Origin of the sequence: Paeniglutamicibacter cryotolerans (assembly GCF_014190875.1) — a bacterium.
GTDB lineage: Bacteria > Actinomycetota > Actinomycetes > Actinomycetales > Micrococcaceae > Paeniglutamicibacter > Paeniglutamicibacter cryotolerans.
This window is the reverse complement of the sequence record NZ_JACHVS010000001.1, coordinates 1,695,613-1,717,550: the sequence shown is the minus strand read 5'-3', so window position 1 is coordinate 1,717,550 and position 21,938 is coordinate 1,695,613. Positions and strand designations below refer to the sequence as shown.

The following is a 21,938-nucleotide window of genomic DNA, read 5'->3' as shown; positions in this document are numbered from 1 at the left end:
GCCGCATCGGCCCGGCCGGGTCAGCTGTTGGCAGGAACCATGGCGATCCGCACCGGCACGCCGGTGAGCAGCGATTCCTGGGCCGCATCGGCGACGCGGGAGGCAGCTACGGCGTCCCACGGCGAGCAGGGGTTCTCCCGCTCGCCCAGCACGAATTCGACGAAGGCCGTCATCTCGGCGCGGTAGGCGGCATCGAAGCGCTCGATGAAGGTCTGGTGGGCTGCGCCGGAGGGAAAGGTGATGCCCGGTTCGGCCGAGCGCAGGGCGGCCTTTTCATCCAGGCCCACGACGATCGAGTCCTTCGAGCCCTGGATTTCCAGACGCACGTCGTGCCCGGCACCGTTGTAGCGGGTGGCGCTGGCCGTGGCCACCGTGCCGTCCTCGAAGGTCAGCAGGGACAGTGCCGTGTCGACGTCGCCGACCTCGCCGATGGCCGGGTCCCCGTTGTTCGAGCTCCTGGCATAGACCTCGACGATTTCCTTGCCGGTGAGCCAGCGCAGGATGTCGAAGTCGTGGACGGAGCAGTCGCGGAAGAGTCCGCCGGAGGCGGCCAGGAATTCGATCGACGGCGGGAACATGTCACAGGTGATGGCACGCATCGAGTGGATCCAGCCGATCTCACCCGCGTCCAGGGCGCGCTTGGCTTCCAGGTAGCCGGCGTCGAAGCGGCGCTGGTGCCCGATCTGGACGCGGCCGTTGGCGGCGGCGATCTCCTCGAGCAGCGGCAGCGCGGATTCCACGTCGCCTGCTACCGGCTTCTCGCAGAAGACCGGCAGACCGGCGGCGATCCCCGCGCGGATCAGATCCGGGTGGGTCATGGTTCCGGTGGCGATGATCAGGGCGTCGGCTCCCGCGTCGACCATTTGGCGCACCGAGCAGTGGAATTCCGCGCCGAGCGATGCGGCAACGCCCCGGGCGTAATCGGCTGCCACGTCGGTGATCCAGAGGTTGACTTCCAGTCCGCGTTCGGCCAGCCCCGGACGCAGCTCGTTGATGTTGTTCGCGTGCATGGTGCCGATGCGGCCCACTCCGACGAGTCCGAGGTTCAGGATCTTCATGCTTCTTACTCCCTGCTTGCAGTGATGGTGTCGGGAAAGCTGATGCCGGTCCGGGCACGAATCTCATCGGCCAGGTCCAGTGTGGTGATGCTGTCGGCCAAGGACCGTTGAGGGGCTTGTTTCAGCCCCGCGGTGATGGCTCGTGCCACCGCCGCCGCCTCGAAGTGCAGGCCCTCGAAGTGGGCACCCGCGGGCTCCTCGTAGCGCAGCTCGCGTCCGTCTGAGTGGCGCAGCGTGAAGCCGCCGGGCATGTTGAACAGGCCATCGATGCGCAGTGTCGCCTCGGTGCCCACGATCACGGCCTCGGTCGGGGTGAAATTGTATAGGTTGGTGTTCACCGTCCCCTGCGCGCCGGAGCCGAAGCCCAGGACGGCGGAGAGCTGTCCGTTGACGCCCGAGGGGTGCGGGCTTCCGATCGCGGCGACGGTGTCCGGTACGCCGAGCACCCGGTTAACGAAGGCCAGCGGGTAGGTTCCGAGATCCAGCAGCGGTCCGCCGGCCAGTGCGGGGTCGAAGATCCGGTGTCCGGGCTCGAAGTATTCGCCGTACTCCGCGAAGACCGAGACGATCTCCCCCAGGACCCCGGCTTCCAGCAGCTGGTCGATCACGTCGAACTTGGGCAGGAAGAACGTCCACAGGGCCTCGGCGGCGAAGACGCCGCATTCGGCAGCCGCCTCGGCGAGCAGGCGGACCTGTTCGCCCGTGATGCCCATAGGCTTTTCCACCAGCACGTGCTTGCCGGCCTCGATGGCAGTCATCGCCACCTCGAAGTGCTGCGGGTGCGGTGTTGCGACATAGACGATGTCTACCTCCGGGTCCGCCGCCAGTTCGGCGTAGCTGCCGTGGCTGGTGGCAATGCCGTAGGTCCGGGCGAAGGCCGCGGCGCGTTCCGCAGAGCGCGATCCCACGGCGGTGATGCGCTGGTGGGTATGGGCCTGGACCGACTCGGTGAAGCGCTCCGCGATCCAGCCCGGTCCGGCGATCCCCCAACTAATGGCAGGCGCCGAGCTGGAATCGGGGATGCGGGATGTGGGAAGGGCCGCGGGGAATCCGCGCATCGGTGCACCTTTGCTGTCGGGTGTTCTGCTGGATCGGGTGATGGCTGCACGCCGGTGGCCGGTACCGGGGTGGGACCCCGTGGCCGGCCGCCAGGTCTAGGCCGAATGCTTTCCGGAGGCCCCCGCCTCGCTCACCTCGGCCACCTCGGCATTGACCTCGGCCAGCACCTCGGGGTGGCCGCCAGCCTGCTCCAGCTCGTGGGCGAGCTCCGCCAGCTCCGCACCGCCGGCCATCTGGCTGGTCAGCTCATCGATGGTGATGTCCTTCTTGTCGTAGTAGCCGATCGATTTGCCCCGCTTGAGCAGCAGGAACCGGTCCCCGACGGGGAAGGCATGGTGCGGGTTGTGGGTAATGAAAATGACGCCCAGGCCACGGTCGCGGGCCTGCAGGATGTAGCGCAGCACCACGCCGGACTGCTTGACGCCCAGCGCGGCCGTCGGTTCGTCGAGGATCAGCACCTTGGCGCCGAAGTGCACGGCACGGGCAATGGCCACGCACTGGCGCTCGCCACCGGAGAGCTGACCGATGGGCTGTTCCACATCGCGCAGGTCGATGCCCATGGCGGCAAGTTCGCCCTTGGTCACCTGCTTCATCTTCTCGACGTCCATGCTCTTGAACGGACCCCAGCCCTTGGTGATCTCCGAGCCGAGGAAGAAGTTGCGCCAGATCGGCATCAGCGAGACGACGGCCAGGTCCTGGTAAACGGCCGCGATCCCTGCATCCAGTGCCTCACGCGGGGAGTTGAGCTTGCGCTCGGCGCCCATGATCGAGAATGTGCCGGCATCGTGCTGGTGCAGGCCTGCGATGATCTTGATCAGCGTGGACTTGCCGGCGCCGTTGTCGCCCAGCACGCAGGTGACGCGGCCGGTGTCGACCACCATGGTGACATCGCGTAGTGCGATGATGTTCCCGTAGTGCTTGGCGACGTCCTTGAGTTCAAGCAGGTGCACGGGTGTGTGGGTCAGGGGGTCGAATTCGCCCTGGAGCAGCGTGGCCTGCTCGATGTGCTCCCCGACCGGGGAATGGGTGTTGGCCATCGGAATTCCTCCTGGGATCCTTGGGTGCCTACTTGGTTTCCGCGCGTCGCTTGACGACCAGGTTGACGATCGTGGCCAGCAGCAGCATCAGGCCCAGGAAGAACTTGAACCAGTCCGGGTTCCACTCGGCGTAGACGATGCCCTTGTTGGCCATGCCGAAGATGAACGCGCCGATGGCTCCGCCCACTGCCGAGCCGTAGCCGCCGGTGAGCAGGCAGCCGCCGATGACCGCGGCGATGATGTAGAGGAATTCGTTGCCGATGCCCTCGCCGGACTGCACTGTGTCGAAGGCGAAGAGGTTGTGCATGCCCAGGATCCAGCCGCAGAAGCCGACACCCATGAACAGGCCAATCTTGGTGCGGACCACCGGCACGCCCACGGCGCGGGCAGCGGTGTCGTCTCCGCCGACGGCGAAGATCCAATTGCCGACGCGGGTGCGCAGCAGGATCCAGGAGGCGACGGCGACCAGTGCGATCCAGATGAAGACGGTGATCTTCACATCGACGCCGCCGATGTCCACGGTGGAGGCGAAGAGGGCCTTGGCCGAGTCGAAGCCGTCCATCTTGGCGATGGAGGGCGTCGACACCGAGCCGCCGATCGCACGGGTGAGGCCGAGGTTCAGCCCGGTGAGCATCAGGAACGTGGCCAGGGTGACGATGAAGGAGGGCAGCTTGGTCTTGACCAGAATCCATCCGTTGATGAAGCCCACTGCCAGTGAAACGGCCAGCGCGAGGATGACGCCGATCCAGACGTTGGTGCTGAAGTACCAGGAGAAAAGCGAGGCGGTAAGTGCCGAGGAAATCACAGCCACACCCGTCGAGAGGTCGAATTCCCCACCGATCATCAGCAGGGACACTCCCACGGCCATGATGCCGATGGTCGAGGATCCGTAGAGCACCGTCGCGAACGAGGCCGGCTGCAGGAACACCGGCGCCACGACGGCGAAGAAGGCGAACAGTGCGATGGCTCCTACGAGCGCGCCGATTTCCGGGCGGCCCAGTAACTTTGCGATGGTGCTCTTGGAGCCCACGCGTTCATCGGCCACCTTCGGGGCGACTGGCGGTGTGAGGACTGTGTTCGTCATGGTGAGGATTTCTTTCCGTGAGTCCAGGTGGCGGCGGGGCTGTTCCCGCCGCCACCTATGGGGTCTTGCTAGCGGATGCCCTGCGTGGCAAACTCCAGCACGTCCTTGGCGTTGTCCGGGGTGATGATGGCCGGGCCGGTCAGGACCGGCTTGCCGCCGCCGATTTCAAAGCCGCCGCGCTTGTTCTGCCAGAGCGCATCGACCGCTCCGTAGCCCTGGAGCCAGGGCTGCTGGTCGACGGTGAAGATGACGTTTCCGTCCACGATCTGCTGGACCAGATCCGGGTTCATGTCGAACGAGGCGACCTTGGCGCTGCTGGATGCACCGGCCACGGCCTTCAGGATGGTCAGCGTGTAGGGGGCACCGAGGCCGATGATCACATCGACGTCCTTGGTGGCCTGCAGTTTGGCGGTGACGGTGGACTCGACCTGGGTCATGTCGGTGCCCTGCACATAGAGGATCTCCGTTGCCGGCTCCTTGGCCTTCACACCCGCGCAACGCTCTTCGAGGCCGACGTGGCCCTGTTCCTGGATGACGCACACCGGGTGCTTGAAGCCGTCGGCGGCGAGCTTCTCGCCGACCGCTTCGCCAGCGATCTTCTCGTTGGAACCGAAGTGGGTGAATGCGCCGAGTTCCTTGGAACGGTCCTCGCCGGCGTTGAGGCTGACGACCGGGATCCCGGCCTCGGTGGCCTTTTCCAGGGCCGATGCCATGGCATCGGGCTTGGCCAGTGTCACGGCTATGCCATCGACGCCCTGGGTGACTGCTTGCTCTACCAGCTGGGCCTGGCGTCCACCGTCGGGATCCGAGAGGTACTGCAGGTCGACGTTGTCCTTGGCCGAGGCCTCTTCCGCACCCTTGCGGACGGTGTCCCAGAAGGTGTCACCCGGTGCGGCGTGGGTGATCAGGGCGATCTTGAGCTTCGGAGTGGTGGCAACGGCCCCGGCGGCGTCGGCGCCGCCCGAGGTTTCCGGTGCACGGCCGCCGCCGCTGGAACATGCCGTCAGCCCGAGGGCCGGCACGATGAGCGCAGCCACAGCGGCCTTACGCCAGGAAAACTTTGACATCACGAGAATCTCCCTTATGTTTTCGCGATCAGACCCCGGGCGGGGTCGTCAGGAAGGTCCGGATCAGCGGCCATGGAACCCCCAGCCGTCCACGAACCATCCCTACCAATAGATCATGGTGACCGTGGTCACACATGTCAATATATTGTTAGGACATATGTACATCAGTTCTTACTCGTGTCGCTTTGCCATCCACCCGAGACGCCCCGCGCAATGGCTGCGGCCCTCAATGCCCGCGCAGATGCCCTGGCAAAGCATCGAAGAGCCGTCCCTCCGAGGGCGTAGTAGGCCGCTTAACGCCAAGCGGGCCAGCACTTTCGCCCACTGACGCAATAAGTCCTCCGCTAACGCCAGTCCCGCCAGACCGAAATTCGAGGCCTCCCTCGAAATTCGCCAACCTTCTCCACCACCTCCGCATCTGCCCCGGGATCGGCCTGTTATGATCGACTAAAGTCAATATGTCCTGTCAAGGTGACATAAGCATCTGGTGAAGTTGTTCCCTGGAGGAATCATGAGCACGGACCTGAACATTCAGATCGACCGTTCCTCCCCCGTGCCGCTGTACCACCAGATCGTCCAGGGCATCGAGGCGGCGATCCACAACGGGACGCTCGAGCCCGGAAGCCGACTGGAAAACGAGATCGATCTCGCCCAACGGTTGAATCTTTCGCGCCCGACCATGCGCAAGGCCATGGATGAACTCGTCCGCGCCGGGCTGCTCGTGCGCAAGCGCGGCGTAGGCACCCAGGTCGTCTCCAGCCAAGTCCGCCGGCATCTGGAACTCTCCAGCCTGAACGATGATCTGGAGCATGCCGGCAAGAAACCAGCCACCCACGCGCTGAGCTTCAGCCACGGGCCCGCCGACCAGCGAGTCAGCGACCTGTTGCAGCTACCCGCGGGCATACAGGTCTACCACTTCACCCGCCTGCGCAGTGCGGACGGCGCCCCGTTGGCACTCATGGAGAACTGGGTCCGTGACGACATCGTCGCGATCGACGAGGCGTCCCTGAACAAGAAGGGGCTCTACCAGATCCTGCGCGATGCCGGGGTGAACTTCCGCCTGGCCAACCAGCGCATCGGCGCCATGGTTGCCAACGACTACCAGGCCCCGCTTCTCGAGGTGAAGCCCGGTTCCGCACTGGTCACCATGGAACGCACGGCAGTCGATGACACGGGTCGCAATGTCGAGACCGGCAACCACGTCTACCGCGCCGACTCCTACAGCTTTGAAATGACACTCGTCCAGCGCTAACCACGCCGGAGCCGCCTTGTAGTGAAAGGACAGCACCTTGTCAGATTGGGTTTATCCGGTCGGAACAGCCGCCGACGGAGCATGGCAGACTTCCCTGGGCGCAGCCGATTCACCGACCGCAATCCCGGGCTGGTCACACACCGGAATCAAGGTCGCCGAGCTGGCCCCGGGAGCTTCCCTCTCCCTGCCGGCCGCGGCCGAGGAACGCATCATCGTCCCGCTGCAGGGTGCCTTCACTGCGACAGCGGCAGGGCTGGACCATGAGTTGAGCGGCCGGGCTTCGGCATTCCAGGGGCCCACCGACGTGCTGTACACCGGCATCGATACGGCGGTCACCATCTCGTCTGCCACCGGCGGCCGCTTCGCCGTGGCGCTGGCGCCAGCCAAGGCCGCCTACCCGGTGCGCCTGATCACCGCCGCCGAAATCCCGTTGGAACTTCGCGGGGCCGGCAACTGCTCCCGCCAGGTACACAACTTCGGCACCCCAGCCGTCCTCGAAGCGGACCGCTTCATCGTCTGCGAGGTCATCACCCCGGCAGGCAACTGGTCCTCCTACCCTCCTCACAAGCACGACGAGGAAAAGGACGGCGAAACAAACCTCGAGGAGATCTACTACTTCGAGACCCGTATCGCGCAGGGCTCCCCCGAGCTGCCCTCGACCGACCCGATCGGATACGCGCGGGTCTACGCCTCGGACGAGCGCCCGATCGACGTGACCACCGAGGTCCGCACCGGCGACGTCGTCCTCGTCCCCTACGGCTGGCATGGTCCGGCGATGGCCGCCCCCGGCTACGACCTCTACTACCTGAACGTGATGGCCGGCCCCGGCCGGGTGCGCGAATGGCTGATCAGCGATGACCCGCACCACGGCTGGGTCCGCACGACCTGGGACCAGGCCTCGATCGACCCGAGGCTGCCGTTTACCGCATAGCACCTCACGAGGAAGCTCCGGCTCAGCCGACTAGAGCGCCCTGCACCGACACAAAGGCCCCGCCCCGGCGCATCGATTCGACCATCGCCTCACCGACCAGCGCGGCGTTCAGGCCATCCTGCCCACTGGCCAGCGGGTTCCCGGTGCCGTCGGCGATGGCGTGGATCCATGCCTGCAGTTCGTTCCGGTAGGCCTCGGCAAAGCGGGGCCTCCAGTCCGCCGGATACTCCACGAAGTTCTTGCCGCCTTCGTTGAATTCCACCTCGGCCGGTTCCCGCAGGGAAACGGTTCCCTCCTCGCAGACGACCTCGCATTGGGTGGAATAGCCGTGCCGAGCATTCAGGTACAGCTCGAGCGTGGCCAGCACGCCACTGGCGGTGCGCAGCATCATGAAGGCCGGGTCCTGAAACGAGCCCGCCGCATGGACGCTGCCGGCCCCGACCGGGATCCAAGCGACCTCGGCAATCGGGCTGCCGATCATCCAGGCGACCGAGTCCAGTTCGTGGATGGCCGAGTTCATGATGGCCGATTCGTTGCTGGTGCCCGGCGCCGATGACACATTGCGGCTGATGCAGTGCACCATCAGGACCCGCCCAAGCTCCCCTTCCTCGATGGTTCGGCGCAGCCGCACGTGTCCGGGGTCGAAGCGGCGCATGAAGCCCACGCCGAGCAGCGACTTGCCCGTCCGCGCCCGCACCTCCAGGTCCGCCTCGACGATGCGCCTGCTGTCCGCTGCGTTCCGGGCCAGCGGCTTTTCGCAGAGCACCGGCTTGTCGGCGGCCATCGCGGCCAGCACCAATTCGGCGTGGGTCGAATCGTGGGAGGCAATGATCACGGCATCCACGTCAGGGTGTCCGATCAGCTCCAGAGCATCGACCGTGATGAAGCCCCCATAGGAGTGTTCGGCGGCGCATGCGGCGTCGATGTCAGCGACTCCGGCCAGCGAAGCGCCGCCGATATTGTGGGCGATATTTCGGGCATGGTCCGCGCCCATGATCCCTACGCCGATGACTCCTACGCGAATCGTCATGGATGCTCCTCGGATCGTGGTGGTTCCCGGGCTCCGCTGTTGGTGTCCGGTGATGGGCTAAAGTCTTTCCACTCCATCAACTCAAGTCAATAGAATGTTCTGACATTAAGACAAAATAGACACCTAATTGCAGGAATCCACGGCGCGCCACTAGGGCATGTTGTAGGGCGTCAGCACGTCAATGGGCGTGGGCGCAGGCGTCCAGGCCCCGGGCAACGCCCCGTGGAAATGCATCAGGGCCCGGCAGGCGGCGTGCATGTCGTCCTGCAGGTTGTGGTGCAGGACGACGTTGAGGGTCCCGTCGGCCAGCAAGAGTGCGTTTTCCGGGTTCAGATCATGGCCAATGAAGACCTTGGGCATGTGCCCTGATTCCCGCCATGCCCGGGCCAGGCCGGGATTCCCGCCGCCGACCGAATAGAGTCCGGCAAGGTCCGGGTAGTCGGCGAGCGCCGCCCTCATGAGCTCGTAAGCAGCTCCGTCGTGGCCGTCGGAGGGAGGCAGCTCATGAACTGCGCGTCGCGCTCCCAGGCTGCGCATCGTCGAGCGGAAGCCCGCTTCCCGCTCCTCCTCGCCGCGGAAGACCCCGTTACTCAGTGTGACAGCCACCGATCCTTGGCGTCCGGCCAGCCACGAGTGCATGAGGTAGGCCGCGGTAGCTCCGGCGGCCCGGTTATCCATGCCGACATAGGCCAGCCGGGGGCTGCGGGGCAGGTCGGTAACGAAGGTGATCACTGGTATTCCGGCCTGGGTCAGCCGCTGGACTGCGGCTGCGACTTCGGGGGTGTCGGGGGCCTTGAGCAGCACCCCGTGAGATCCGCGGCGGGAAACGTCATCGAGCTCACGCACCAGGGAACCCTTTCCCCAACGTTCACGCATGTGGAAGCGGGCACGAAATACGGCCGGGCGCAGCAAGGGAAGCTCCGCCTCCAGCGCACGGCGTGCAGCCATGTGGAACCGGGCCGGGGCATCGACCACGACATCGATCATGAACCGTCGGCCGGACAGCTCAAGCTGGGTGCTCTGCGCCTCCAGGTCGGCGATGGCCTGCTTCACCTGGCCGATGGTTCCGGGCCTGACCCCCGGTCGGGCATGAATCACCCGGTCGACGGTGGCACTGCTGACCCCAGCCTGACGGGAAATTTCCCTGATCGAAAACCGGTGTGCCATGCGCCGTTCCCCCTGAGGTGTTTTTGATGGGTTCGTGACTAGTATCCCATCGCCCTCCGTCAGGAGAATGGTAACTACTCGAGCATCCCCGCGTTCCAGGCGCCCGGCACGTCCGGACCGGCGCCGATGAAGGATTCTTGTGATCCAGCCTTCCCCGGCCGCCTCCGCGTACCGGTCAGCCGAAAGGACACCTGCCATGACGGCCACCCCGACCACGGCGGGCTCACCGCGCTGGTTCCACGCCGAGGACTGCAACATCGAGGACTTTGCGGCGGTGGTCTCGGCCACCACCTCGCTGGAGGACTACCCGTTCGCCGATACGGTGGAGCAGAACGTACTCATCTACGGCCCGCGGCTGCACTCCGCGGTGGATTCCCGCGAGGACCTTTCCGAAATCCAGGCCGAGCTCGCCCGGGCCCTGACCGAGGGTCCCGGCATCGTCGTCTTCAAGGGCGCCTTCCCGGATCCGGCCGTCGTGGACCGCACGACTCAGGCCTTCAACAGGCTCATCGAGGCGCAGAAGGCCGCGGGCTCCACCGGAGGGGACCACTTCGCCAAGCCCGGGGCCAACGACAGGGTCTGGGGGGCGCTGGACAAGCTGGCCCTGGCCGAGCCGGCGGTCTTTGCCGAATACTACGGCTCCAAGATATTGGCACTGGTCTCCGAGGCCTGGCTCGGCCCCAACTATCAGGTAACCTCGCAGGTCAACGTGGTGAACCCCGGCGGTCAGGCACAACGAGCCCACCGCGACTACCACCTGGGATTCATGTCCTCCGAGCAGGCCGCGGCCTACCCGGCCCACACTCACCTGCTCACCCCGACACTGACCCTGCAGGGGGCCGTCGCCCATTGCGACATGCCGTTGGAATCCGGCCCCACCCTCTACCTGCCTCATTCGCACAAGTATGGCCCCGGCTACGTCGCCTTCCACCGCCAGGACTTCACCGAGTATTTTCAGGAACACCATGTCCAGCTACCGCTTCGGAAGGGCGATGCCGTGTTCTTCAACCCGGCGCTCTTCCACGGTGCCGGAACCAACGTGTCGGCCGACATCAAGCGCATGGCCAACCTGTTGCAGGTCTCCTCGGCCTTCGGCCGGGCCATGGAAACGGTGGACCGCGTCGCGATGTCCAAGTCCCTCTACCCGATCCTTCTCGGGCTGCAGGACTCCGGAACCCCGGCGGAGCTGCTGCACAACATCATTGCCGCCTCGGCGGAGGGCTACGCCTTCCCGACGAACCTGGACCGGGATCAGCCTATTGGCGGGCTGGCCCCCCTCTCGCAGGCCGAGCTGGTGGCCGAACACCTGGAGCGCAACGCGGCTCCCACTGAATTGAACGACGCCCTGGATGCGCTGGCTACCCGAGGAATGACGGAGGAAAAGTAACATGGCAACACGCAAACTGAAGGTGGGGCTGCTGGGCTCCGGGCGCATCGGACGGGTACACGCGGCGAACCTTGCCGCGCACCCCGGTGTCGATTTTGCCTGGGTGGCAGACCCGATGCTCGATTCGGCCCTAGAGGTGGCCGCCCTGTACGGGGCATCGGCGACGGCCGAGGCCAGCATGGTCCTGGCCGATCCGGATCTGGACGCGCTGCTGATCTGCTCCCCCACCCCGACCCATGTGGGCCTGATCATCGAGGCTGCCAACCGCGGCATAGCGGTGCTTTGCGAGAAGCCCGTTGACCTGGACCTGGATCGCGCCCGTGCCTGCCGCGAGGCGACCGCCGGGTCCACCGCCCCGATCATGATGGCCTTCAACCGCCGCTTCGACCCCTCCTTCAGGGAAGTCCGGGAGGCCGTGGAAGCCGGCGAGATCGGTGCCCTGGAGAACTTGGCGATCATCAGCCGGGACCCGGCGCCGGCACCGCTCGGTTATCTTGAGGTCTCCGGCGGGATCTTCAAGGACCAGTCGATCCACGACCTGGACATGGCCCGCAGCTTCCTGCCCGACATCGTCGAGGTCACCGCGCACGGGTCCAACCTGTTCGACGAGGGCATCACGGTGCTGGGCGATTACGACTCGGTGCAGATGACGCTGCGCGCCGCTTCCGGTGCGCTGGTGTCCATCACCAACTCCAGGCACTGTTCCTCGGGCTATGACCAGCGGCTGGAGGCCTTCGGCCCCAAGGGCATGCTCGAGGTCGCCAATGCCACGGACACGCTGGTGCGTCGCTCCAGCGCGGCGGGAACCTCGACGGCCGGCGCTTTCCAGCCGTTCTTCCTCGAACGCTACGCCCGCGCCTACGCGGCCGAGCTAGACTACTTCGTCTCCTGCATCCTGGAGGGGAGAACCCCGGTCCCGGGGCTCGAGGACGGCATCGCCGCGCTGGAGCTGGCGCAGGCGGCACTCGTCTCGGCCCGTGAGCGGCGTACCGTTTCACTGGCAGAGATCCGCGACGGCGTGGCGGTGGCCAGTTGAGCCTGGATCAGCTGTTGGCTGGCAAGGTGCTGCTGGTCTCCGGCGGCACCCAGGGGCTGGGTGCGTCCATCGCCCGCGCCGCTGCCGAACAGGGCGCCGAGGGCATCGTCGTCACCGGGCGCACCCCGGAGCACGGGCTGGCGATTGCGGCCGAGCTCACCACGGCGGGAACTCCCACCGAATTCATCCAGGCCAACCTGACCTCGGTGCCCGATGCGAGGGCCACAGTCACCGGGACCATCGAACGCTTCGGCAGGGTGGACCTGGTGGTCAATGCCGCCGGGCTGACCACGCGCGGGACCATGCTCGATACAGACGAGGAACTCTTCGACGCGCATGTCGCGGTTAACCTGAAGGCCCCCTTCTTCATCATGCAGGAGGCCATCGGGCACCTGCTGGAGCGCAGGACCGGCGGGAGCATCGTCAATATTATCACCATGTCCCAGCACGGCGGCCAGCCGTACCTTGCACCCTATGTGGCGAGCAAGGCCGGGCTGGCCGGGCTGGTGCGCAATGCGGCCCACGCGCACCGCCGGGACCGGATCAGGATCAACGGGCTGAACATCGGCTGGACGGCCACCGAGGGCGAGGACGCCATCCAGCGCCGCTTCCATGGGGCAGGCGACGACTGGCTGGCCAGGGCCTCGGCGTCCCAACCGATGGGCAAGCTCGGCCAGCCGGATGAGATTGCCGACTTCGTGGTGTTCCTGCTCTCCGGGCGCTCGGGAGTCGTCACCGGTTCGGTGATCGACTGGGACCAGAACGTCGTCGGAGCCCACGACTAGTGTCGGTGGCCGACACAAGAAGGCGGTGATCGCCTTTGCCTTCCCCTGGGCGGGAAGCGGCGGCAGCCGCGCCCAGGAGGCGCCCAATGTACTGCGTTTTCTCGATCCATCACTGGCGAGACGATCCGGCGCCGACATCCTGAATCCACGTGTCCCCAAGGGTTCGATGGCAGCAGATGCCGGGGCTGGAGTTTCGGCTAGCCCAGGTACGGGCGCTGGGCCGCCTTGTTGGCCGTGTACTTCGCGTAGGCCTCCCTGGTGGAATCCAGGTCCGATTCGCCGGATACCGGCACGTCCCACCATGATTCGGAGTCCGGCGCGTCCAGCAGCGGATCGGATTCGACGTGGATCAGGATCGGGCCGCTTCCCTCGCGCGCCTCCTTGGCGGCCGCGACGGACGCTGCCAGCTCGGCGATGGCGTTCGGGCCCGGTTCGATCCGGATGACCTTCACGCCGAGGGATTCGGCATTGGTCGCCAGGTCGATGGGCAGCTTGGCCCCGGCATCGAATGAATGCGTGGCCGCGTCCAGTTCGCGGTACGCGGTACCGAAGCGCTGCGAACCCAGGGACTCGGAGAGCGAGCCGATGGAGGCGTAGCCGTGGTTCTGGATCAGCACGGTGATCAGCTTGATCCCCTCAGCCACCGCGGTGACCAGTTCGGTGTGCATCATCAGGTAGGAGCCGTCGCCGACCATCACCACGACGTCGCGGTTCGCTGCGGCCCCTCGGGCCGCCTCGTCGATGACCGCGCGCTTGACGCCCAGCCCGCCGGCGATCTCGTAGCCCATGCAGGAGAACGCGTATTCCACGTGGTAGCCGTGGGCGTCCTTGATCCGCCACATCTTATGCAGGTCCCCGGGCAGCGAGCCGGCGGCGCAGATGACCACGTCGCGCTCGTCCATGGCGCCGTGGACGGCTCCGATGATCTCGTTCTGCGCGGGCAGCGGGTGGTGGCGGGTGGAGAACGCCTCGTCGACTATTCCGTCCCAGCGCTTCTTTTCGGCGGCGATGGTGGTTTCCAGATCGCCCCCCACCCGGTAGCCGCCCAGCGCCGCATTCAGCGCCACCAGGGCCTTACGCGCATCGGCGACGATCGGCAGCGCCGTGCCGTGCTTGTAGGCGTCCAGCGGGGTGACGTTGATGTTGATGAAGCACAGGCCGGGGTGCTGGAACACGGTGCGAGATGCGGTGGTGAAGTCCTCGTAGCGGGTGCCGATGCCGATGACCAGGTCCGCCTGCGCAGCCAGCGCGTTGGCCGCGGTGGTTCCGGTGGAGCCGAGGGCACCGAGGCTGTGCTTCGAGTCCCAGGCGATGGTGCCGACGCCGGCCTGCGTGCAGGCGACCGGGATGCCGGTGGCCTGCGCCAGTTCAAGCAGCTGGTCTTGGGCGAAGGCGTACAGCACGCCGCCACCGGCGACGATCAGCGGGCGCTTGGCTGACTTGATCAATGCGGCGGCGCGGGCGATGTCCTCGGCCTCGGGCTCGGGGCGGCGGATCCTCCATTCGCGTTCGGCCAGGAACTCCTCCGGCACCTCGAAGACCTCGGCCTGCACGTCCTGCGGCAGCGAGATGGTCACGGCACCGGTTTCGGCCGGGTCGGTGAGCACGCGCAGCCCGTTCATCATCGCGGAGAAGAGCTGTTCGGGGCGGTTCACGCGGTCGAAGTACTTGGACAGCGGGCGAAAGGCGTCGTTGACGGTGATGTCGTAGCCGTGGCTGTGCTCCAGCTGCTGCAGCACCGGGTCGGCAACGCGGGTGGCGAACGTGTCGGAGGGAAGCAGCAGCACCGGGAGCCGGTTGGCGGTGGCCAGCGCGGCACCGGTGAGCAGGTTCGAGGAGCCCGGGCCGATCGAGGTGGATACGGCGTAGGTGGCCCGGCGCCGGGTGTGCCGGGCATACCCGACCGCCTGGTGGGATTGGGCCTGCTCATTGCGGCCCTGGTAGTAGGGCATCAGTTCAGGGTCGCGGACCTGGGCCTGCTTCAGCGCCTGGCCGACACCCGCGACGTTGCCGTGCCCGAAGATCCCGAACATGCCCGGGATCAAGCGCTCGCGGTAGGCGACCCCGCCGATGTTGTCCACCGTGTACTGCCGGCCCAGGAATTCCACGACGGCCTGGGCGACCGTCATTGTGCGCGTTGCCATGGTGTGCTGGCTCCTATTCGGCCGGTGCGGAGGTCTGCGAGTTAATCAGCAACGATGCCGCGGTTGCCACCGCGCCGATGACGTCGCCATCGGGCGGATAAAGCAGGGCGCGTCCCACCGTCAGGCCCTGGACCCCGGGAAGGGCAAGTGCGGCCGCCCAGGAGGCGAAGACCTCCTCGGGCGAACCGGACGGATCCCCTCCCAGCAACACGGTGGGCAGCGTGGTGGAGGCCATGACGCGCTCCATGTCCTCCACCACCGGCAGCTTCATCCAGGTGTACGCGCTCGTGGCGCCCAGCCCCGAGGCGATGCCGACCGACTTGATGACGGCGTCGGCGCTCAGGTCGTTGCGGACCTTGCCGTTATCCCAGCCGGAGAGGAACGGTTCGACCATGGCGATGAGCCGGTGCGCGGCCAGCGCGTCGATGGCGTGTGCCGTGGCCTCCAGCGTGGCAGCCGTGGCCGGGTCGTCCAGCGCGATGCGGGTGAGCATCTTGCCGCCGTCGGCGCCCAGCTCGGCCAGTGCCTGGGCGGTGTGGCCGGTGAAGCGGTCGTCGAACTCGTTCACGTATCCGGACAGCCCGCCGCGGTTCATCGATCCGAAGACCAGCTTGTCATCCAGTGCGCCAAGCAGCAGCAGGTCATCGAGGATGTCCGGGCTGGCCAGGATGCCATCGACGGCAGGGTTCGCCAGTGCCGTGCGCAACCGGTCCAGCAGGTCACGGCGATCGGCCATGGCCATGGGCCGGGAACCGACGGAGAGGGCTCCACGGGCCGGGTGGTCGGCGGCGATGATGAAGTTCTGGGTGCCGGAGCGCGCCCCGCGGTGGCGGATGCGAGTGGCCGCGGCGCGGGCCACCGCCCCCGGGTCCTCCCGTCGCTGCGTGGTCAGGTGCGCATAGCGGCGCGGATCGGCGCCGTCGATTTCCGTGGTGTTCATTCCGAGACCTCGCTGGTGAGTAGGCCGGGAACGTTGCGGCCGCGTTCGGCCAGCAATCCGTTGACCTCGGACGGGGTGGGCATGTCATCGGAGCAGGCCAGCCGGGAGGCGACGATGGCACCCGCCGCGTTGGCGTAGTCCAGGATCTCTTCCAGGGGCCAGCCCGATAGCAAGCCGTGGCAGAAGGCCCCGCCGAAGGAGTCGCCGGCCCCGAGTCCGTTGACCGTTTGAACGGGCACCGGTGCCGAGACGACGCGTTCGGTGCGGGTCTTTGCCATGACGCCCGCGGGTCCGAGCTTGACCACGGCGATTTCCACGCCCGCGGCCAGCAGCCGGTCGGCCTGCTCATCGGGGGTTCCGGCGCCCACGGCGACCGCGCATTCGGTGTCGTTTCCGATCGCGACGGTCACGTGCGGCAGGACTTGGGCGATCCGAGCCCGCGCCGCTTCGGCGGATTCCCAGAACATCGGGCGATAGTCGAGGTCAAGGATGGTGTGCTGACCCTCGGTCAGGGCGTTGCGGTCGCGGACCTCATGGGCCGCGATGTGCGCCGCGGCGCTGGGCTCCTGGCTGAGGCCGGTGACGGTGGACCAGAAGATGCGTGCCGACCGGATGGCGTCCAGGTCCAGCTCGTCCGCTTGGATCTTCCAATCCGGCGCCGTGGGCAGGCGGCCGTAGAAGTAGAGCGGGAAGTCATCCGGCGGCATGATCGCGCAGAAGGTGACGGGGGTCTGCATCCCGTCGATGCGGCGCACGTGGCTGCGGTCGACGGAGAACTTGTCGAGTTCGCGCTCCAGATAACGTCCAAATTCGTCGTCGCCGACCCGGGTGATGACCGAACTACTGCGCCCGTGACGGGCCGCGGCGACCGCCACGTTCGTGGCCGATCCGCCCAGGTATTTGCCGAAGGTGTTGACCTCGCCCAGCGGAATACCGATCTCGTTCGGGTAGACGTCGACGCTGATGCGTCCAATGGTGAGCACGTCGTGGGTCACGCGGATCGACGTCCTTTCTGTCATTGCCGAATAAACGCCTCGGGGACGGAGGTAGATGGCCTGTGAGTCAAGCCACAACAAGTACTCTGCCTCAAAAACTTTGTCCTGTCAAAGGTTTGTACTGACATATTTACAACGGATTATCGGCGTGCGGGAAGGTCGACGCCCGCTTCCAGGGTCGACCGGGAGCAGGCAGCAGCAGGGCCTGCCAGCCCCTGGCCCACCCCGCTGACAAATCCGGCTCAATTCGGCTAACGGCCCGCCTCCCGGGATATCACCGCAACGGCCTCGGCGGCATCGTCGACCAGGTGGATGTGGGCCTCGAGTCCCCGGCCGGCGGCCAGCGCACGCAACAACGGCCAGGCCGGCAACGTCCGGGTCCAATGCTCGACGCCGACCAGCACCATCGGGGTGATGGTCCCCGGGACGCCGTAGTAGTTCTCACAGGCGTCCTGGAAAACCTCCTGCACCGTGCCGGCGGCACCGGGCATGAACACGATGCCTCCCGTGCACTTCTCCAGCAGCACGGCCTCGCGGATCGCATTGGCGAAATACTTGGCAATATGGGTGGCAAAAAGGTTCGGCGGCTCGTGCCCGTAGGACCAGGTCGGGATGCCCAGGTTCACCGCCCCCCCGGGAAAGCGCGCGAGCACGTCCATGGCGAGGCGGGCCCAGACCGTCACCGAGGGCGTGAACGACGGGGCACCCGCCAACTGGCCCAGCGCACTGTCCAGTGCCGCATCGGGATGTGCCGACAAGTAGGCGCCGAGGTTGGCCGCTTCCATGGCACCCGGGCCACCGCCGGTGGCGACGGTGAAGCCGGCCCGCGCGAGCGCCCGGCCCAACAAGGCGGCATTCCTGAACCCTGCCGTCCCGCGCTCCTGCGCATGTCCGCCCATCAGCCCCACGACGGGGTTTTCCGACAGGGCTCCTGACTCCAGCGCCGATTCGAGGGCGCTTCCGATCGCATGGTCGTGCAGGGTCGTGGCCAGTGCGGCATTCAGCGAATCATGGGCACCGGCACCGAGCCGGTGGTGGCTCCAGGCGTAGATCCGCGCATCGGGTGTCTGCTCGTAGCCCTTGGTCGGGATGCCGGCGAATAGTTCGGGCCCGCTGTAGAGCTCGGGCCGGTACATGTCGAAGGGGATCCCGGGAATCTCCGGAAAGATCAGCGCCCCGCCGTGGCTCAGCAACTGCGCGCTGGCCGGCTTCAGCTCGCAGCCCAGGAAGACCGAGCCCGCCGGATCCAGGAGTTCAAGCATCCCGGCCCGATGGCGCAGGTCAACCGATTGGACGTGCCATCCGCGCATCGAGGCGTGGTATTTGCCGGGGGGCCGGTCCAGTGCCATCCGGGCATGTTCATCGAATGCGGCCAGGGAATCGATGTCCACCTGCCGCGGCATGGGACGCAGTGCCGGTGTCGCATTCATGGTTCGCCCAGCCTACCTGTGCGATGGCCCCGCGGTGGATGGTTTTTCCCGATCCGATGCGCCGCGGATCGGCCCTGCGCCCCACCCCGGGCGCGGGAGCGTCACGGAGCGTGCACACGGGTGCTGCTGGTTCGTCCGTAGGGCCCGGAACGTGAAACGATAGGAGGATGATCGAAAACGAGTACCCGATGGTCGACGCACGCGAAATCCTGCGCGCCGTCGGAGGAGCTGCCTTTACCCGCGGCAAGGGGTACGCCAGCGCCGATCAGCTCCAGGACTTCAGCTGGGCCCCGGAGCAAAGGACGCTTTCGGCGCTCGTCGTCGGGTCAGCCGCGGTACCCTACCGGACGCAGGCGGCCCTCAAGGACAAGGCCGGCGCCTGGCTGGTCGATTCCACCACCTGCAACTGCCCCGAGGCGGAGAACTGCAAGCATGCCGCAGCCCTCCTCATTTACTGCAACACGCTGCATCTTCGGGCCAAGGACGTGTTCTTCAAGAACAGCGCCGCCTCAGCCACCCCGGCCTGGCAGGAATCCCTCAACGAACTGCTGCGCGCATCCAAGGCCACGGCCGCGCCCACATCCGCCCCGCGTTCCACGGACAGGCTGCCGCTGCAGGACATGGCCCTGCAATTCGATCTCCAGGACACGACAGTTGCCGCGCACCGGCAGTGGGCCCCGGGCTCCGGCGTCGGGCACCAGAAGGCGGCCAAGCGGCGCTGGCGCCTCGGCGTGCGGCCCATGGTCCGCTCGGGCAACGAACGTTGGGTGCGCGGGAACCTGAAGTGGAACACGATCAGCTTCAAGACCTTCGGGCTGAACCTGGACGCGGAACAGCACCGCTGGTTCTGCCAGTTCGTCCCGCTCTACCGCGCCACCGGTCAGCTGTACTTCGGCGAAGACAACGACTGGCTGTACCTCGACGAGTTCTCCTCACTGCTGCTCTGGCCGCTGATGGACGAAGCGACGAAGCTCGGCATCTCGCTGATCGGGATCCGCTCCGAACAACAGGTCAGGGTCCTGAGCCAGGCAACGGTCGCCCTGGCCGCGGAAAAGACGGACGCCGGCATCGAATTGATCCCGTGGATGCAGCTTGGCGACATCGACATCCCGCTGGGGCCCGACTCCGCTGCGGGTTCCATCGGCAACCACGGCGTCTACGCTTCGACACCCGACCAGAACCTGATTGTCATAGCCCCGGTCCCCGGGGGCTTGCGCGACACCGAACTGGAAATGCTGCGCAGTCCCAGCTCCGTCCAGGTCCCGGAATCCGATATCCCGGACTTCATGACGAAGCTCTACCCGCGGTTGGGCCGCCGGCTCGCCGTGCGCAGCATCGACGACTCCGTACAGCTGCCCCGGATCCTGCCTCCGGTGCTGGTGGCCAAGGTGAAGTACTCGGCAAAGGACGCGGTCGACCTCGACTGGGGCTTCGACTACGGCGGTTACTCCGTGGAAGCCGACGCCCGGGATGTCCAGGCCGAAACCCGGCTCGAACGCGCCGCACTGGAGATCCTGGGTCGCTTCCCCGCCCTCGAATCCCGGGTACTTGCACCGCGGACCCTGCGCGGACTGGACACCGTCGATTTCGTGCGCCACACGCTGCCTGCCCTCGCGGAGGTAGCGGGCATCCGGCTCGAGGAGAAGGGCGAGCGCCCGGAATTCCTCGAACTCACCGAGACTCCGGAACTGACCGTCACCACGGTGGAATCGGACCGCCGCGACTGGTTCGACCTGGGCCTGATCATCTCCATCGGCGAACGCCGGATCCCCTTCGCCGACATCCTGCGGGCGCTCTCACGCGGCCAGGACAAGTTGCTCATGCCCGACAAGAGCTATTTCTCCCTTGCCCACCCGCTGTTCGACAAGCTGCGGCTGTTGGTCGGCGAGGCCGGCGCGCTGTCGGACAAGAACCATGATCTGAGCATCACCCGTTACCAGGCGTCCTTCTGGGAGGAACTCGACGCTCTGGCGACCCACACCGAGGGTCCCGACTCCTGGAATTCTGCGGTCGGCTCGCTGCTTCACCTGGCCGATGCCAGCAACGTGCGGCTCCCCACCGGCCTGAACGCCGAATTGCGACCCTACCAGCGCGAGGGCTTCGCCTGGCTGGCATCACTCTGGTCCAATGGGCTGGGCGGGGTACTCGCCGACGACATGGGCCTGGGCAAGACCTTGCAGGCCCTCGCACTGATGCTCCATGCCCGCGAGGTGTGGGCCACCGGCGGAATCGCCGCTCCGGGCGAACCGGCAGTGAAGTACGCGGCGGATGCGCTGCGTCCGGCCCCCTTCCTGGTGGTCGCGCCGACGTCCGTCGTCTCCAACTGGGCCATCGAGGCCAAGCGCTTCGCCCCCGAGCTGAAGGTCGTCGCGGTCACCGATACCGAGGCTCGGGCTGCCAGCTCGCTGGCGGAACTTGCCGCCGGGCACGATGTGCTGATCACCAGCTACACGCTGTTCCGGCTGGATGCCGACGCCTACCAGGACATCGAATGGGCCGGACTGTTCCTGGACGAGGCCCAGTTCGTGAAAAACAAGGCCACCAAGGCGCACCATGCGGCACGCGACCTGAACACCCGCTTCAAGCTGGCCATTACCGGTACGCCGATGGAAAACAACTTGATGGAACTGTGGTCGATCTTCGCCATCGTCTCCCCCGGGCTCTTCCCCTCGGCGGTGAAGTTCGCCGAGAACTACCAGCGCCCCATCGAGAAGCAGGGATCCACCGAGCCGCTGGGACGGCTCAAACGCCGGGTCCGTCCGTTCATGTTGCGTCGTACCAAGGATGCGGTGGTCACCGACCTGCCGCCGAAGCAGGAACAGGTGCTGCACGTCGAGCTCTCGCCCAAGCACCGGCGGATCTATGACACGCATCTGCAGCGCGAACGCCAGAAGATCCTGCAGCTGGTCGATGACATGGATAAGAACAGGTTCACGATCTTCCAGTCGCTGACGTTGTTGCGTATGCTCTCGCTCGACGCTTCCCTCGTGGACGAGGAATACGCGAATACCCCCAGCGCCAAGCTCGACGTGCTCTTCGAGCAGCTCGAGGACGTGCTGGCCGAGGGCCACCGCGCGCTGATCTTCAGCCAGTTCACCTCGTTCCTGAAGAAGGCGGCGGATCGCTTGACCGAGGGCGGCGTGGAATTCGCCTACCTGGACGGTTCGACGCGCAAACGCGCCGAGGTCATCGACGAATTCAAGTCTGGCAAGGCCCCGGTCTTCCTGATCTCATTGAAGGCCGGCGGATTCGGGCTGAACCTCACCGAAGCTGATTACTGCTTCCTGCTTGACCCGTGGTGGAACCCGGCTGCGGAATCGCAGGCAGTGGACCGCGCCCACCGCATTGGGCAGACGCGGAACGTGATGGTCTACCGTCTGGTCGCCAAGGACACCATTGAAGAGAAGGTGGTTGCCCTGCAGGATTCCAAGCGCCAGCTGATCTCCTCGGTGATGGACGAGGGCGAGGGTTTCGGCACCGTCCTGAACGCCGAGGACATCCGCGAACTGCTGCGCGACTGACCGCACGTCAGCCGG

General features: G+C 66.3%; 17 protein-coding genes. 6 read left to right on the top strand and 11 right to left on the bottom strand.

Going from position 1 to position 21,938, the window contains the following annotated elements:
- Positions 1–20: 20 nt before the first annotated feature.
- The 5 genes from E9229_RS08075 to E9229_RS08055 form a co-directional block, all read right to left on the bottom strand.
- Positions 21–1,058 (bottom strand): Gfo/Idh/MocA family protein, encoded by a 1,038-nt coding sequence (locus E9229_RS08075; protein ID WP_183510716.1) that lies wholly within the window; start codon positions 1,056–1,058, stop codon positions 21–23.
- A gap of 5 nt (positions 1,059–1,063) precedes the next feature.
- A complete protein-coding gene (locus E9229_RS08070; protein WP_183510715.1) occupies positions 1,064–2,116 on the bottom strand; it encodes a Gfo/Idh/MocA family protein in 1,053 nt (350 codons plus the stop codon).
- A gap of 96 nt (positions 2,117–2,212) precedes the next feature.
- On the bottom strand, positions 2,213–3,154 hold the full coding sequence (locus tag E9229_RS08065) for an ATP-binding cassette domain-containing protein (protein ID WP_183510714.1): 942 nt from the start codon (positions 3,152–3,154) through the stop codon (positions 2,213–2,215).
- Positions 3,155–3,182: 28 nt separating this feature from the next.
- Positions 3,183–4,238 (bottom strand): ABC transporter permease, encoded by a 1,056-nt coding sequence (locus E9229_RS08060; protein ID WP_183510713.1) that lies wholly within the window; start codon positions 4,236–4,238, stop codon positions 3,183–3,185.
- A 68-nt stretch (positions 4,239–4,306) separates the two neighbouring features.
- Positions 4,307–5,305, bottom strand: a complete 999-nt coding sequence (locus E9229_RS08055) for a sugar ABC transporter substrate-binding protein (protein ID WP_183511951.1) — start codon at positions 5,303–5,305, stop codon at positions 4,307–4,309.
- A 511-nt stretch (positions 5,306–5,816) separates the two neighbouring features.
- On the opposite strand from E9229_RS08055, the gene E9229_RS08050 reads away from it, so the two are divergent.
- Entirely contained in the window at positions 5,817–6,557 is a 741-nt protein-coding gene (locus tag E9229_RS08050) for a GntR family transcriptional regulator (protein WP_183510712.1), read from the top strand.
- Positions 6,558–6,594: 37 nt separating this feature from the next.
- Positions 6,595–7,488 carry a 5-deoxy-glucuronate isomerase gene (iolB, locus tag E9229_RS08045; protein WP_183510711.1) on the top strand — a complete coding sequence of 298 codons (894 nt, stop codon included), beginning with the start codon at positions 6,595–6,597 and terminating at the stop codon, positions 7,486–7,488.
- A 22-nt stretch (positions 7,489–7,510) separates the two neighbouring features.
- Here the strand turns inward: iolB and E9229_RS08040 are convergent, their stop codons facing one another.
- Together E9229_RS08040 and E9229_RS08035 are read right to left on the bottom strand one after the other, a co-directional pair.
- Positions 7,511–8,518 carry a Gfo/Idh/MocA family oxidoreductase gene (locus E9229_RS08040; protein ID WP_183510710.1) on the bottom strand — a complete coding sequence of 336 codons (1,008 nt, stop codon included), beginning with the start codon at positions 8,516–8,518 and terminating at the stop codon, positions 7,511–7,513.
- Positions 8,519–8,668: 150 nt separating this feature from the next.
- Positions 8,669–9,685 carry a LacI family DNA-binding transcriptional regulator gene (locus tag E9229_RS08035; RefSeq protein WP_183510709.1) on the bottom strand — a complete coding sequence of 339 codons (1,017 nt, stop codon included), beginning with the start codon at positions 9,683–9,685 and terminating at the stop codon, positions 8,669–8,671.
- 196 nt (positions 9,686–9,881) lie between these two features.
- Here E9229_RS08035 and E9229_RS08030 point away from each other — a divergent pair, with 196 nt between their 5' ends.
- Genes E9229_RS08030 through E9229_RS08020 form a run of 3 tightly spaced genes read left to right on the top strand, consistent with a single transcriptional unit; the run spans position 9,882 to position 12,893 of the window.
- Complete coding sequence (locus tag E9229_RS08030; protein ID WP_183510708.1) at positions 9,882–11,072, top strand: phytanoyl-CoA dioxygenase family protein; 1,191 nt, start codon at positions 9,882–9,884, stop codon at positions 11,070–11,072.
- A gap of 1 nt (position 11,073) precedes the next feature.
- Positions 11,074–12,108 (top strand): inositol 2-dehydrogenase, encoded by a 1,035-nt coding sequence (iolG, locus tag E9229_RS08025; protein WP_183510706.1) that lies wholly within the window; start codon positions 11,074–11,076, stop codon positions 12,106–12,108.
- A 2-nt stretch (positions 12,109–12,110) separates the two neighbouring features.
- Complete coding sequence (locus tag E9229_RS08020; protein ID WP_183511949.1) at positions 12,111–12,893, top strand: SDR family oxidoreductase; 783 nt, start codon at positions 12,111–12,113, stop codon at positions 12,891–12,893.
- A gap of 197 nt (positions 12,894–13,090) precedes the next feature.
- Here E9229_RS08020 and iolD read toward each other — a convergent pair whose 3' ends face one another.
- The 4 genes from iolD to E9229_RS08000 form a co-directional block, all read right to left on the bottom strand.
- Positions 13,091–15,022, bottom strand: a complete 1,932-nt coding sequence (gene iolD / locus E9229_RS08015) for a 3D-(3,5/4)-trihydroxycyclohexane-1,2-dione acylhydrolase (decyclizing) (RefSeq protein WP_183511948.1) — start codon at positions 15,020–15,022, stop codon at positions 13,091–13,093.
- Positions 15,023–15,050: 28 nt separating this feature from the next.
- On the bottom strand, positions 15,051–15,977 hold the full coding sequence (locus tag E9229_RS08010; protein ID WP_183510705.1) for a Cgl0159 family (beta/alpha)8-fold protein: 927 nt from the start codon (positions 15,975–15,977) through the stop codon (positions 15,051–15,053).
- Positions 15,974–16,972 carry a 5-dehydro-2-deoxygluconokinase gene (gene iolC, locus E9229_RS08005; protein WP_183511946.1) on the bottom strand — a complete coding sequence of 333 codons (999 nt, stop codon included), beginning with the start codon at positions 16,970–16,972 and terminating at the stop codon, positions 15,974–15,976. Before iolC ends, E9229_RS08010 begins: the two co-directional genes overlap by 4 nt.
- 251 nt (positions 16,973–17,223) lie before the next feature.
- On the bottom strand, positions 17,224–18,402 hold the full coding sequence (locus E9229_RS08000; RefSeq protein ID WP_183510704.1) for an LOG family protein: 1,179 nt from the start codon (positions 18,400–18,402) through the stop codon (positions 17,224–17,226).
- A 167-nt stretch (positions 18,403–18,569) separates the two neighbouring features.
- Between E9229_RS08000 and E9229_RS07995 the strand changes: the two genes are divergently transcribed.
- Positions 18,570–21,923 (top strand): DEAD/DEAH box helicase, encoded by a 3,354-nt coding sequence (locus E9229_RS07995; RefSeq protein WP_183510703.1) that lies wholly within the window; start codon positions 18,570–18,572, stop codon positions 21,921–21,923.
- The last annotated feature ends 15 nt before the right edge of the window (positions 21,924–21,938 follow it).